Annotated in this window: 12 protein-coding genes and 1 pseudogene; 9 read left to right on the top strand and 4 right to left on the bottom strand. The window is 58.9% G+C overall.

Features of this window, described 5'->3' with window-relative positions; genetic code table 11:
• Nucleotides 1-224: 224 nt before the first annotated feature.
• Nucleotides 225-644: a DUF6894 family protein gene (locus tag AC0L3X_RS40665; RefSeq protein ID WP_354100727.1), complete on the top strand. Its 420-nt coding sequence runs from the start codon at nt 225-227 to the stop codon at nt 642-644.
• A 104-nt stretch (nt 645-748) separates the two neighbouring features.
• Here the strand turns inward: AC0L3X_RS40665 and AC0L3X_RS40670 are convergent, their stop codons facing one another.
• Together AC0L3X_RS40670 and AC0L3X_RS40675 are read right to left on the bottom strand one after the other, a co-directional pair.
• The gene (locus tag AC0L3X_RS40670; protein ID WP_473317379.1) at nt 749-1,624 is read right to left on the bottom strand and encodes a Crp/Fnr family transcriptional regulator; all 876 of its coding nucleotides are present in this window, start codon (nt 1,622-1,624) and stop codon (nt 749-751) included.
• A gap of 315 nt (nt 1,625-1,939) precedes the next feature.
• Nucleotides 1,940-2,122, bottom strand: a complete 183-nt coding sequence (locus tag AC0L3X_RS40675; protein ID WP_354100728.1) for a hypothetical protein — start codon at nt 2,120-2,122, stop codon at nt 1,940-1,942.
• Between the two features lie 733 nt (nt 2,123-2,855).
• On the opposite strand from AC0L3X_RS40675, the gene AC0L3X_RS40680 reads away from it, so the two are divergent.
• The 3 genes and pseudogenes from AC0L3X_RS40680 (at nt 2,856) to AC0L3X_RS40690 (ending at nt 5,036) form a co-directional block, all read left to right on the top strand.
• On the top strand, nt 2,856-3,125 hold the full coding sequence (locus AC0L3X_RS40680) for a hypothetical protein (RefSeq protein ID WP_354100729.1): 270 nt from the start codon (nt 2,856-2,858) through the stop codon (nt 3,123-3,125).
• Between the two features lie 1,012 nt (nt 3,126-4,137).
• Nucleotides 4,138-4,638 (top strand): annotated as a pseudogene (locus AC0L3X_RS40685) (DUF3987 domain-containing protein); the annotation flags it as partial.
• A gap of 107 nt (nt 4,639-4,745) precedes the next feature.
• Nucleotides 4,746-5,036 carry a hypothetical protein gene (locus tag AC0L3X_RS40690; RefSeq protein WP_473317373.1) on the top strand — a complete coding sequence of 97 codons (291 nt, stop codon included), beginning with the start codon at nt 4,746-4,748 and terminating at the stop codon, nt 5,034-5,036.
• A gap of 1,921 nt (nt 5,037-6,957) precedes the next feature.
• Here AC0L3X_RS40690 and AC0L3X_RS40695 read toward each other — a convergent pair.
• Nucleotides 6,958-7,092 (bottom strand): hypothetical protein, encoded by a 135-nt coding sequence (locus AC0L3X_RS40695; protein ID WP_354100662.1) that lies wholly within the window; start codon nt 7,090-7,092, stop codon nt 6,958-6,960.
• Nucleotides 7,093-7,103: 11 nt separating this feature from the next.
• The gene (locus AC0L3X_RS40700; protein ID WP_354100661.1) at nt 7,104-7,799 is read right to left on the bottom strand and encodes an enoyl-CoA hydratase-related protein; all 696 of its coding nucleotides are present in this window, start codon (nt 7,797-7,799) and stop codon (nt 7,104-7,106) included.
• Between the two features lie 976 nt (nt 7,800-8,775).
• On the opposite strand from AC0L3X_RS40700, the gene AC0L3X_RS40705 reads away from it, so the two are divergent.
• The 5 genes from AC0L3X_RS40705 to AC0L3X_RS40725 all read left to right on the top strand — a co-directional run bounded on the left by AC0L3X_RS40705 (nt 8,776) and on the right by AC0L3X_RS40725 (nt 13,501).
• Entirely contained in the window at nt 8,776-9,759 is a 984-nt protein-coding gene (locus AC0L3X_RS40705; protein ID WP_354100660.1) for an NADP-dependent oxidoreductase, read from the top strand.
• A gap of 77 nt (nt 9,760-9,836) precedes the next feature.
• Nucleotides 9,837-10,505 carry an HD domain-containing protein gene (locus tag AC0L3X_RS40710; RefSeq protein ID WP_354100659.1) on the top strand — a complete coding sequence of 223 codons (669 nt, stop codon included), beginning with the start codon at nt 9,837-9,839 and terminating at the stop codon, nt 10,503-10,505.
• 14 nt (nt 10,506-10,519) lie between these two features.
• On the top strand, nt 10,520-11,722 hold the full coding sequence (locus AC0L3X_RS40715; protein ID WP_354100658.1) for an MFS transporter: 1,203 nt from the start codon (nt 10,520-10,522) through the stop codon (nt 11,720-11,722).
• Between the two features lie 163 nt (nt 11,723-11,885).
• Complete coding sequence (locus AC0L3X_RS40720) at nt 11,886-12,335, top strand: cupin domain-containing protein (RefSeq protein WP_354100663.1); 450 nt, start codon at nt 11,886-11,888, stop codon at nt 12,333-12,335.
• A gap of 191 nt (nt 12,336-12,526) precedes the next feature.
• The gene (locus AC0L3X_RS40725) at nt 12,527-13,501 is read left to right on the top strand and encodes a GlxA family transcriptional regulator (RefSeq protein WP_354100657.1); all 975 of its coding nucleotides are present in this window, start codon (nt 12,527-12,529) and stop codon (nt 13,499-13,501) included.
• Nucleotides 13,502-13,548 lie beyond the last annotated feature (47 nt).

Genomic DNA, 13,548 nt, shown 5'->3' on the forward strand with positions numbered 1-13,548 from the left:
CTGGCTCGCTTCATCTGTCCGTCCTTCAGAAGGCCGGACTCTAACTTCAACTGGAGGAAATCGGCAGGGGCAGGTCAGCCGGGTTAAAGTGTGGACACGCGCTGGTCCAAGTGTCCAGCATCTCCTGACAAGGTTGTGGTGTCGCCGAGTACGACGCGGCTCTACGAGATACCAGAGTAGTGTTCTCCGATCCCTTTCGGCCTTGAAATTGAGGAAGCAACCAAATGCCACGCTTTTTCTTTCATTTTACTTCGCACGACGAAGTCGGCAGGGACGAGATCGGCACAGTATTTCCCTCTCTTGAGGCCGCCTATCTCGACGCCTATGAGGCGGTGCTTGGGATTTCGTTCGAAATGTTTCGAGCCCATGATGATCCCACCAATGACGAAGTTGAAATTGCCGACGAGAGTGGCCGCACTCTCATGCACATTCCCTTCTCAGAAATACTCAGACCGCGTCAAAAGGTGAGCGTCCGGGCCAGCCGTCACGCAACAGACCGCGCCATTCAAGCCTGCCAGCGGCAAACGTTGCGCAGCCGCATGCTGTGGTCCGAGCTTCAAACAGAGTTCGCCAAAACTCAGGACACTTTTCGATCAATTCAGTCAAAGCTCGAAATTCTCAACACCGGACGTCGGCAAGATTAACACCGTGTCTGATCACTGCTTCTGCTAATTTGCTCGGGCTCTTGCCGAAATTGTCGCGCTGGTTCAGCGTGGATCGTGTCTCGGAGGAGTGCCCAAAAATATTCTTATACTGCCCGTCTTGACGACGGCTCCGGATGCAAGTGCAGATAGTTCGGGCTGAAGTCGGCGATCCGCTTTAGTTCCCGGAAGTCGATCAGTTCCAGGGTCCGAGCTTCCCACTTGATTAGACCGCGGCTCCGGAGCAACTGAAGCGTCCTATTCACATGGACAGCCGAAATGCCCGTAGCATTCGCGATATTTTGCTGAGTAAACGGGAGCTGGAAGCTGTCATTCTCTACCAGGCCGACAGCGTCAAGCCGAGTTGCAGTTTCGCAGATCAGATGCGCGATGCTACCCAGCGCGTCACGCGCGGCTACGTTGCAGACCCACTCCCGAAAAATCGCTGCCTCCTTAAGAGTCTCGCGCCAGAACGCGTGTGCGAGTTTGGGGGAGGCGTCGAGAATTGCCTGAAGCTGCGTGTGAGGGACCTGGCCAACACGCGACGGGCCAATGCTCACGATGTTATGGTCGAGTACCCGAAGCTGGAGGGTCTGCAGATCTGGGAAATCTCCCGGAACATAGAAACAGAGGATCTGCTCGCGATCGCCGATGATTTTGTATCGGGCAACAAAACCACTCAAGACGATGGTGCAGTGCGTCGCTACATCGCCTTCACGACAAATTAGCTCGCGGTTGCTAAGTTTTGTTCGCTGGGATTGGAATGATGAGAGAGGAAGAAGCCGACCGCTATCGAACCGAAGCCGAAGAATGCCGCCGTTTGGCCGATAGAGCAATGAGACAGCCGGACAAGGAAGCTTGGCTGAGCCTGACGGCCGATTGGCTGAGGCGCCGGTTTGCGCGATGAGCGTACGAGGCTTGTTGGTCAGCGCGTCTGGTTGCCTAGCATTCGTCAACGCGAAAAGGCCGCAGCGGCGAACCACTGCGGCCAGCCGGGTTAAAATGAAAACGTGAAATATGAAGTCCAGCCCCGGCAAATAAAGCCTACCGGGACCGTACCGGAGCGCAATGTTATCGAAGCCACACTTGGAAAAAACTTAAGGTGCAATTTTGCTGATTGAAGGAGGGCCCGCCAGGGCTGGCAAATGGCGAGCCCTCAACCCCCAGAATAAGGTCACATATGGCCTCGCCCTGATGGCGGAGTCTGCGCCTGACTGCTCAACTTGGCTATGCGAACGGCATTATCTTTCCATACCCGCGTCAAATGGCCACAACGATCAAGGCAACCAGCCGTCCAATCACCGCTGATGGCCTAATCCAAACCCCAACACGAGCGCCTTCTGACGCAGCGAGCCCTCGGTTCGCTTCGTCATCTTGGCGATCTTCGCGACAGGCGTACATGCTTTTGAGTGCGCTCGGAGTTCCTTGATGTCGCTCTTCGTCCATTCGCGGCGAACAGCTTTCTTTGTCTTCTTGGCCAAGGCGGCGCTCCATCAATGTTGATGGCACGAGTCTAACAACATGGATCGTGGTGAGCAAACATACCGCGGATTAAATTACCGTAAGCCGGTATTCGCTCGACGGAGAAGCATTGCCCAACAACGACTTTCAAAATCAAATCGCGCAACTGCCATTCAAACTCAAGCGCCAACTCGCAACCGCCAGGCAGGGAGCATCAGGTGTAGCATCAAAAAGTCGAGCGGCGGTTTTGTGGTTCAAGGCGGAAACGGCTTTATAGCCTTTGCGACACGGCTCGTAGGCGCGCCTCACCGTTAAACTTAGGCCTTAGGCTCGTCCGGAAAATCGAAGCTGAAAATAACGAGTGCGAAAACTCCGACGATCAGGAGCGCAACGCGTAGCGCCGCGATTCCGTAGGGCCACACCGCTGATCTCCCTGGGAAACACGAAGCCGACGCGCCGAGTATGATGGCGCGCCGACTCCGCCATGCTGAACCCGGACGGGGCAACTCATCCGGCTATGACAGCGTAACCGGGCCGCCGAATGGCGCAATGGAAGCCTGAAGTTAAGCTTGAGCGGTAGGGTAAATGCTGACGCTAGGTTTCAAGTGGCTCAATAAGCCAGATCGCCATCCGAATTATCAAATCTCGTCGTCCAGCTCGGCGCTAAGCTGGACCAATTCCAAAGCGACATGAATTAGGCCGCCGCCATCGCGCCAGGAGTTTCAAGAGGCAGGCTTTGACCTGATTGCCGACGTGGAGAAGGTCGATCCCGAATCTTATCTACTGCACTGCATGGAGATCCAGCGTCGCAAACGCTTCGATGGACGCCACGTTGTCGGCGGCCTGGCCCATTTGACAACGATCACAGCAAGCGGCCTGACGCAGCCGGACATGCAACGCAGGCCGTCCGCATGCGTTGGGGCGCCCATCTTCCACTCAACCGAACTCTACGCAGCCCTTTCCGGCCGCCGCTATTCTCATGAGGTCCTCGCTCGCCATGAAGCCGAGTCCAGTGAAGGTTAACCCGCAAGTAGGAACAGCGGCGAGATCCCAGCGTTTCCCTATCATGTTTATGGGTAGCGCAATCGAGGTCTCTTTCAACATCGCTTGGGCTTCCTTGAGAGGTCAGGGCAGCTTTGCAACGAGGAAACGTCAACGGACTTTCTCATTCGATTCATTGAAGACCAAATTCGATCCGGGGAGCGCCGACCCATGATGATCGCCAATCGCGCGATTCATGCCTATCAAGCGAAGGCTCCGCAGCCGTTTTCGGTTGAGAGCGGGCAACAAGTCGTACGGATTGCCCAATCCGGCTGCCGTGCGTCCTGTAGGCGGCGGCCGAAGGCGCGCGGTATACTTGCGCTTTTTGGAGCAAGGCTCGCGCGCCTACCATTCGTGGGATGGCAGGTTGTTGCGCAGATTTCTCGCTCGTCTACTAAGCAGGCAGGCACACTGCGCTCGCCTATAACCACGCTATGCTTCAACGGGCGTTAGCCACCGGCTGCCCTGAAGAGCTACGGCGAGGCCGGTTGCGGCTGTTGCGTTCGATGAAAGCGAAGCGAGAGCTTTAGCTTCGAAGCTTCTACCATGACAGCCCCTTCGGTCCGGCCCAGTTTAGCGGCAATCTGGCCAACTGGCATCGTCCCCGCCAGGCTCTTGAGCTTGGAGATATCTTCTTCGCTCCCTTAAGAATAATATTGCTCTGCAAACCAACTCAACCCAGCGCGATTTCAACGAGTTTGTGCTGGCGCCATGGGCCGCCGGCCCCATGACGAGACAACCCGCGCCTGTGCACGGAACCTTTCTTGAAGTCCGATTTTAAGGAGTTTTCACCAATGCGGTAAGCCAGGCGGCAAAGCTGCTGCTCGAAGCTCGCAAAGAGACAAGGACCCGGTGCTGATCGCGACGGGTCCTTCGCTTGAATATGGACGATCGTGAATATTCAAATCCGAATTGCAAGGTGCTGAACATTTTGAACATTGCCAGTCGCCCAGCGCCCTAATCCTCGCGCAAATGTTGCTCAGAGCACCGGGGCTTCTGGCTGCAATCTTTCAACGGCGGCCCGTACACGGTGAATCGCATTGGGCGCGGTGCGGTACTGATCGAAAATCTTTCGGTCTCGCTCTTAGGCGGCATCCAGCCCGAGCCGATCCGCGCTCTCGCTGCCGAAGCGCATGATGATGGTTTGCTTCAGAGGCTATTTCCCATCGTTCTCGGCGCCGCTGGTGCCGGTGTCGATAAGCCCATGCCAGATGCCGCTGCCGCATATGACGCTATCGTGGCCCGCCTGACGCGATGACGCAAGCCGACCGGAGAGGGTACGCACAGTAGCTATGTTGAAGTGCCGCTACAGTTCGATGATGCCGCGCAGGATCTGCGCAGCTCGCTGGCGCGGAAGTATTTCGAGATGCAGTGTGCATGGGAGGCGGTGAATAAGAAACTTGTCTCTCACCTCGGGAAGTACGATGGCCTTTTCGCCCGGCTTTGCATTGTTTTCCACTGCATTGAGAGCGAGGGGCGCGCCCTGCATCCATAATCAAGGAAGACACCGCCAAGCGAGCCGCAGCTTTCCTTGAGAAGTTCCTATTTCCACACGCTGTTGCGTTTTATGTCGACATCCTCGGTCTGTCAGATCGGCACGACATGGTGCTGGCTGCAGCGGGTTTTATCTTGGCCCACAAACTCGAAACTATATCGGTGCGGGATGTCAGGCGCGGCGACCGCATATTGCGAAGGATGGATGTGGACCAGGCCCAAGCGGTTCTGGAGCAGTTGGATGCCTTTGGCTGGCTGGAGCCCCTGCAAACAGGCCGACGCGACTCCTCGACATGGCAGGTTCTGCCATCGGTCCACAAACTGTTCGCTGACCGCGCCGAGGCAGAGAAGGCGCGCCGTGAGGAGGTCCGCCGGATTATCTCCGGCTCGTTGCAGTAATAGCAAGTGGCCGCAAGAGTCCCTTGCGCGCGCGTCACATAGAGCAAATCCCCTCCCCATCTATCTTCAAGGGACATTCTCACTGTGGCTGGCTCGCGCGCGCAAGGGACTGTCGCGGCCACTTCACGAAGGGGACGAACGTGATTAATATCAACAGTATCGGAGACGCAGATGAATGCGACGGCGAGACCCTGCACGCGTAAGGCTACGACCGCGAGCTGTGCAAGTGACGCTGGGACTGGGTGCCTGTAGATGTGCTGCTGGAAGCGGGCCAGGGCTCTGGTGCCGTGGCTGCAAGGGTGGGGGCCAAACACACTCTCACACCATCGGCTACAGACCGTTGTTCCCAAGGGCGCGCAGTCGCGTGCAAAATTGAAACCAAACATGCCGGGGAGGGGCCGACTCAAGGTCTTCCGCCACCGGCCCTAAATTCCGGCCGCACACTCACTCGCGTTATCCCGCAGGTTTCCAGAAACGTGCACAGGCAAAAATAGTTGCGAAATCTGCGGCGTCGCGTCCGCGGGTGCCCGACCGGCCCGCAAGAAATTATCGGCTTTGAAAAAACGGACACCCCTCCACCGCAGCCCAATCGGCTTAGCGCCGAACACCCAGACCGCGCTGCCGGCAAGGCAGGCGACGAGAGGGATGCTGCTTAGGGGCGGCCGCCCATTGATGCAGCCTTACTTCTCACCCAGCTTCGGTCCACTAGTGAACACAGGCTATCAGCAAGACGCAGAACACTAATCGCAGCGTGCGGTAAACGATCGTCCAACTTACAAGCGGTTGTAGGAGGACGAATGGCTGCCATAATTTGCCTCACAGCGTGCACTTGGACAGTCTAAAGAAGTGGTGGGGGGAATGGTCCGTACTGGGGCTTCTAAAACTTCGACAATTTGGTCCGCAGAGGACGAAGAACAGCTTTTACAGATGAAGGCGAACGGGGCGTCATTCAAAGACATTGCAGCCGCACTCGGCCGGAGCCAGGCGTCAGTCGAGTCTCGCTTTTCGGTATTGAAGAAGCGCAACTCTAGCGAGGCCGTCTGAATTATATGGCCGGTCGCTAGGCGAATTGCAGAAGCCTTCTCCTTCCTGGTGCGGCAGGAGTCACTCCGGACTTCGACTAGGACAATGTCCTCGATCTGGGTGTTGCGTTTGCCTCTGACACCGAACTGCACAACCCGGTACCGGCGTCGGAGCGCGTCCATGTGATGGCTCGTTGGCCCTATGGCCGGGGGGCGGGTCGGTTTTCTTCCACAATCCGCCCGTGGCAACCGGCGGCCCCAGAAAATTCGCGCATCCACAATTCAGAATATTGGGTATCTTAGGTTGCATTGCATATTAACGCGCGAACTGCGCGTAAATGTGCCGAGATCAGCGCTCCGTAGTCGAAGAAGAGACCTTCTGAAGCCACTAGCAATCGATCCGATCGGCCCGGAGCCGTCTCCGTGGATCTCCGCGGAGGACATCGGCGCGTTGTTTGGGGGGCGCCGGGGAGATGATACCGGCCGCCGCGAGCGGCAATGGCCTGGATCGGCTAATTTCGTGGAGACGGAGGACTTTTTCGTCGCCTTCGGCTTGAATACTCATGACCTAATGATTGTGAAAGTCCCAGCATTCCTCAGCTTGAGCGTGTGGTCACATTTGTACTCCTCATGCGGTCTGCGACCTGATGTCGGCTCCCGCAATGCAAGCGGAGGGAAATCACTGAGGTTTGGTTCTGCGTCGGGATGATGAACGGCTGAACCTCTGCTTCGGTCCGCGCGAACAACGCGAGGGCGTGCTGACCGGAGCGCCAGTCCGTGCCTGCGATCCCAGTCCGTGCCTGCGATCGTCTCAACCCCGGGATCACCGCACCCGTGCCATTGCAGCGCCCAAGAATCCGGACGTCCTGAGCAAATAAGCCATCGTCGATAGCTTGCCGCTAACGTCCCTCGTAAACGGGCGGACGCTTTTTTGCCTCGGCATCGCGGCCTTCTCGGAAATCCCGGGTCGCGTACAGCGCACGATATTGGTCGTCGAGCTTGCCCAGCGCCGTTTCGGAGTCGTCGAGCGCCATATGCGAGGAGGTCAGCGACGTCTTGATGCCGAGAGGACCGCATGCGGCGATCTTGCTGGCGATCTCGACAGCCTCGCCAGAGCCGCATCCCGGTCCGGGGTCACTTCCTGAACCATTCCTATCCGGAGAGCTTCCTTCGCTCCCCAATGATCGCCTGTTAGAATGAAGCGCATCGCATTGCCCCATCCGGCCTCTCTGGGAAAACGTACCGTTGAACCCCCGCCGGGAAAACGGCCGTGCGTGTTCTCGTCCTGACCGAACTCAGTGTCTTCCGACGCCACGCGTATGTCGCCGACAAGAAAAAGCTCGTGTGCCATATTCCAGGTGTCGCCATGCACCGCGACAACCAGGGGCTTCGTGAGGGCCGGCTTGGTGCGCCCGAGAGGGTCGATAAAGCCGGGTCCATCCATCATCTTTTTTCCGGACTGAGCGAAGGCCTTGTAGGCATCGACATCGATACCTCTGGAGAAGCGATCGCCATAGCCGAACAGAACAGCGGCACGGAGGGAGGGATCGCGGTCGTAATCGTAGTAGGCTCGCGCCAGGGTCTCTGTGGCGTCCGGGTCCAGCCGGTTGTCGATGTAGGGCCGGTTGATGCCAATCAACACAGTCTGGCCTTTGCGCTCGATGGTGATCTTGGCCTGCTGATCGTACGGAATATTCGCCATGCGCGTGGTCTGCGCGGTCTCGTCGGCCTGTGATGTCATCGACGTGTTTCCCGGTTTTTGGGGCCTGCAACGCGTCGCCTTCCGGATATGGAGATGGGCAAATACGCACGAGCCGCAAGAGGGCGTCGGTCACGAAGCAGGAAATTGGATCAGGAATGACGCGGGCAATCGTGCGAACTTAAAATGCTGTCGCCGCTAACGGGCCGACATTCGAAATAATCTGCCCACTTCGGCAGTTCCGTTAATGATAGCTCGACTATTGCACGGCCCTCCATGGACCAGCGTATTCGCGATCTGTGAGACTACAGTCTGCTTGTGTGCAGGCCGCTGGCCAGTGGTCAAAAAAGTATTCTGAAGCCTCAAGTTGGCCGTACGGCACGAACAATCCAAATTATTGAGACCCGCCGATGCAGCCGGAAATCAGGTAGCGGACCCATCCATCCAAGTTGATACCGAGGCGCTCAAGATTGCACTGGCAATCCCGGCGCCGGCAATGCCGAGTACAATGTGCATATTCAGCCCGGTAAATGACCATGGCTACGGAAAAAGATGATCGCGAGCGACTTCCGGAGTTGGCTCCAAGCCGTACAGCGTTCAAGCCATTGAGATGTCGGCTGTAGGTAGAGCAGGCGCTGGGCAGCACCGGCGTTCACCGCCGCTTGTGGCCCTGAGCGATAACCGCTTCGCGGACATTGCGAGCAGGAATTTTGCGCACGAGCGGTGCCACTGTTGTGTGCCGGCGAAGGCTCGGTAGTCGTCTTTGTCAGGAAACGACGTCCGGCTGTCCTGATCCGCAGGATCGGATTGGTTGTCGAAAACAGGGTCCATTGCGACATAAACCCTTTCCGAGGCAGAGCACGATTGAGAAAGCCGTTTCTGAACACGCCTCGAACGATCGCGACGCGATTACGAGCGAGCACCCGCCGCCGATGCGAGCTATGGCACGCGCGACCGCGGAGTTTGCCGGGATGGCAATTGGGACATGGCATCACGAATCGAGCAAAAGGAGCATGAGATGACCAACGGCACCATCGTTCCTCAGGCTAACGAAGAGCGAGCTCATTCAACGATGATGGCCTGGCGCGTGCACGAATTTGGGCCACCAGAGATCATGAAGCTCGAGCGCGTCTCGCGGCCCGAGCCCGGCCCGGGCGAGGTGCTGGTCAAGGTTGAAGCCGCTGGAGTGGGCCCGTGGGATGGCTGGATCAGGGCCGGAAAGAGTGCTTTGCCGCAACCGCTCCCCCTCACTCTGGGGGCGGAGCTCTCAGGTGAAATCGTCGCCGCAGGAGCCGGGGTCTCTGAACTGCGTGTCGGAGAACAAGTTTATGGGGTCACGAACCCGCGGTTTATCGGTGCCTATGCCGAGTATGCTGTGGCTTCCGCAGGGATGGTTTCGACCAAGCCAACCTCGCTAACCCACATTGAAGGTGCCTCCATTCCTGTCGTTGCCGTCACCGCATGGCAGGCATTGTTTGATCACGCCCAACTCCCAGCAGGTCAAAGGGTCGTCATTCACGGAGCGGCTGGCAACGTGGGAACCTACGCGGTTCAATTGGCCCGTCATGCAGGTGTGCAAACGATCGCAACGGTAAGAACGGGTGATACTGCCGCCGTTCGCAACCACGGCGAAAACATCGTGATTGATTACCGGACCCAGCGCTTTGAGGAACAAGTACGGGATGTGGACGCTGTCATCGATCTGGTCGGCGGTGAAACCCAAAGCCGGTCGTTCCAGGTCCTTCGTCGCGGCGGCAAGCTGATTTCGACGGTGTCCAATCCGGATCAGCAACTTGCACAACGCTACGGTGTCGGAGCCACCTTCTTTCTGGTCAACGTTACGAGCCAATACCTGACAGAGATTGCTCGCCTCGTCGATGGTGGAAAACTACGAACACACGTCGGGGCAGTCTTACCTCTTGCGGATGCGCGCGAGGCTCATTTGATGCTGGAACGCGTGCGGCCTCAGCCGAAAGGAAAGATCGTGCTCGCCGTCGGATGATCGATCAGTCTCCTCGGGGCGGTAGGGTGCTAGAGGCGCCGCCAAGCCCCACACTTACTTTTGAAAGGATACAACGAATGACCGCACCAAATCTGTCCAATGCACTCGTCATTCCCGATTCGTTGCTCGCGAAAGAGGCTACAGACATCCTGCGCGAGCATTCCACTGATCTGCTTTTCAACCATTCGATTCGCGTCTACCTGTTCGCAGCCGAGCAGGGACGTCAGAGGAAACTGCGCTTCGACCCTGAGCTCCTTTACGTTGCCGCCGCGTTTCACGATCTCGGCCTGATCAAGAAGTTCTCGAGCCCGGACGAACGCTTCGAAGTCGATGGCGCGAACGCCGCCCGACAGTTTCTTGGCACCCACAACATCGCTGAACATCAGGTGCAGGCCGTCTGGGAGGCAATCGCGCTGCACACCACGCCCGGCATTCCGAAATATATGCGCCCCGAAGTAGCGCTCCTCAATTCCGGTGTTCTTCTCGATGTAATCGGGGTGGGGTTCGATCAGTTTCCCGCGGAGCTACTCGAGGAAATCGTCGCCAAGTATCCCCGCATCAATTTCAAGGAAGGCTTTATCCAGGAGTATTTCGCCGGCTTTGCACACAAGCCTGAAACGACGTATGGCACCGTCAACGCCGCCATCTGCGAACGTTTCATCCCGGGGTTCAAGTGCCCCAATGCTTGCGACTTGATCGCTGCTTCTCCGTTTCCAGATTCCCCATCGCAAGTCTCAGGATCATGACAGGGACGTACTCTGTGTTGAATCCCGATCGCGGGCGAGCTCCCTGCGTCAACTCGCTGACGTCTCTCATCTGGCTAACCCTGGGCGCTTTTGCCATCGGCACTGAAGGGTTCATGATCGCCGGGCTGCTGCCCGCCCTGGCGCGAGACTTGACCGTCAGTCTGCCCGCCGCCGGCCATCTGATCACAGCGTTCTCCCTGGCTTATGCCATCGGCGCGCCGGTCATGGCCGTGTTGACGGCCGGGCTGGAGCGGCGACGCGTGCTTGCAATCTCTATGGGCGGCTTCGCCCTGAGCAACCTGCTCGCAGCGCTGGCGCCGGGCTATGCCGGACTGTTGGCCGCGCGGCTGCTGCTGGCAATGTCCGCAGCGACTTTCATGCCGGCAGCCAGCGGATATGCCGCCGCGGTTGGTGGTTCGGAGCGGCGTGGCCGAGCACTGTCCACTATTACAACCGGATTGACCTTGGCGATCATCGCCGGCGTGCCCCTGGGCGTTCTGGTGGGGCAGGGCTTCGGCTGGCGCGCCACCTTCTTCGGCGTGGCGGCCCTGGCGGCGATCTCGCTTGTTGGGCTTCTCACGCGGCTGCCGCGCCAACTGCCTGGCGTCACCGTCGGCCTGCGTGAGCGTCTGGCGCTGGCCAAGCGCCGCGATATCCTGGGCGTGCTGGTGACCAGCGTGCTGACCGTGGCCGGCACCTTCACGGTCTACACTTATCTTGGTATCTTCATAGCCCGCATCGCCGGCCTTGCCCCGCAGACGCTGGCGCCGGTGCTGCTGGGTTTCGGCCTGGCCAGTGCGGCCGGCACCCAGCTCAGCGGCGGCGCGGCGGATCGTTGGGGCGGGCGCAACACCGTGATCGTTGCTGCGACGCTTTCCCTCGCGGCCTATCTCGCCTTCTCACTGGGCGCGGCACTCGGACCAGCACGGTCAATGGTGGTCGTGCTGCCGGCCATTTTGCTTTGGGGTTCGGCCAGCTGGGGGCTAATCACCGCGCAGCAGTCGCGGCTGGTGGCGTTGGCTCCTGCACTGGCGCCGGTCAGTCTCTCAATGAATTCCTCCGCGATCTATCTCGGCAGCGCAATGGGTGCCGCCGCGGGCGCTCTTGTCATTGCCAATGGCGCGACGGAGCGCCTCGCGTTGGTTGCTGCGGGATTCGGTCTGGCCGCGCTGCTCTCGGTGCAGCTCAGCGGCCGCAGCCGATCAGGCCGAGCGTGATGGCGCGGCGGGGCTTTATACCGGAAGCTTTACCATGACCATCAGCGCGCGGCCCTGCGTCTTGGTTTCAAGTGGTTTGCGTGAACTCGTTAGAAGAGGAGATGCGATGATGTCGATCCGCGGATTTGCCTATCAGATTGGTGTGCTCTCAAACCCTCGTGGTATGACGGCAAAAGCAGCAACGAGAGCGACGAAAACAGCCTTCGTCCCGCTGATAGCAGCTGCGATCGCTCTGGGAGCTCCGCCTGCCATCGCGCAGGAGCGGGAGCAGGTGAAAGTAGCCTTCGAGCACGCACTGCCAAATGTCGACGGAAAGAGGATAGTCGCTGTGACGGTGACCTATCCTCCCAGAGGCAAATCGATGGCTCATCACCATGCAGCCTCGGCATTTATCTACGCCTATGTACTGTCCGGCGCCATCCGCAGCCAGGTCGGCAATGAGCCCGCGAAGGTTTATCATCAAGGTGAGGGCTTTTACGAAATGCCGGGCTCACATCACAGCATCAGCGAGAACGCGAGCGCGACGGAGCCCGCCAGCTTACTGGCAATCTTCGTTGCCGATTCCAAGGACGAGCCGTTGACGTCCCCAGACAGGGCGCCGGGATCACGATGACGGCGCGACGGATCCGCCTGTCGCCGTGACGATCTGTTCATGGACCGCTTGGTTTGGGGGCCAATCGACGAAGAAAATCCCTGAACCAAGATGCACCGTGTGCGTTCTGTTGCTCCCCAGATCGGGCCGGGCCTTTGCAGGCTCCAGACTACCTGCATAATGAGGCAGCCAGACTGGAAAGGTAGTAAGACGTGCCGGTACAAGCTGTCGCGATCGTTGTCTATGAGGGGGTCCAAGCCCTGGACGTGGTTGGTCCGATGGATGTGTTCAGCGAGGCCAACACGTTTCTCGGCAGTGCTGACCGCTATGAAACAGTGTTGGTTGCCGCTCACCGCAGTCCGCTGCGCGCGTCGAACGGCATACGGCTGATGGCCGACCTGACCTTCGAAGAGGCAGTGGGCGGCTTCGACATCATTCTGGTGGCCGGCGCTCCGGCGCCGCCGGAAGCGGAGCCGGAACCGTGCCTGCTTGAGTGGATCAAGGAGCTGCCGTGGCGCTCAAGCCTTTATGGATCGATCTGCACAGGGGCTTTTGTGCTCGGCTATGCCGGACTCCTGGACGATCGGCGAGTCACAACCCACTGGCAGGATGCAGAAGCGCTGGCGGCCAGGTTTCCGAAGGCGAAAGTCGAACCGGACTTAATCTATGTGCGCGACGGACGGCTGATCACCGCCGCCGGTGTGACTGCTGGGATAGATCTGGGCTTGGCGCTCGTCGGGCAGCGGCACGGTGCGGAAACGGCGCTCAAGGTCGCCAAGCGACTGGTTGTGGTTGCTCAGCGCCAGGGCGGACAGTCGCAGTTCAGTCCCTATCTCACCGCGCCCGCTGATCCGGAATCGCCAATCGCGCGCATTCAGCATCATGTCATGGCCAAAATCGGGGAGCGCCACACCCTGGAGTCGCTTGCCGGCATCGTCGGCATGAGCCCCCGGAATCTGGCCCGGCATTTCGTGCAGGCGACCGGGACCACACCGCATGAGTTCATCGAGCGCGCACGCATTGATGCGGCGCGCATGATGCTGGAAGGAAGCGACCGGCCGCTGAAGGCCGTAGCCTTCGATTGCGGCTTCGGGTCGGCCGACCGGATGCGAATCGTGTTCAGCACGCGTCTTGGCGTCACCCCTGTCCAATATCGCGCCAGCTTCCGGCGGCCGGAATCGGAATAGATCGATAGCTCTGACGGCAACCGGTGTCTTGGCTGCCGCGGACGGTC

Source organism: Bradyrhizobium sp. MI1.7, assembly GCF_055811795.1.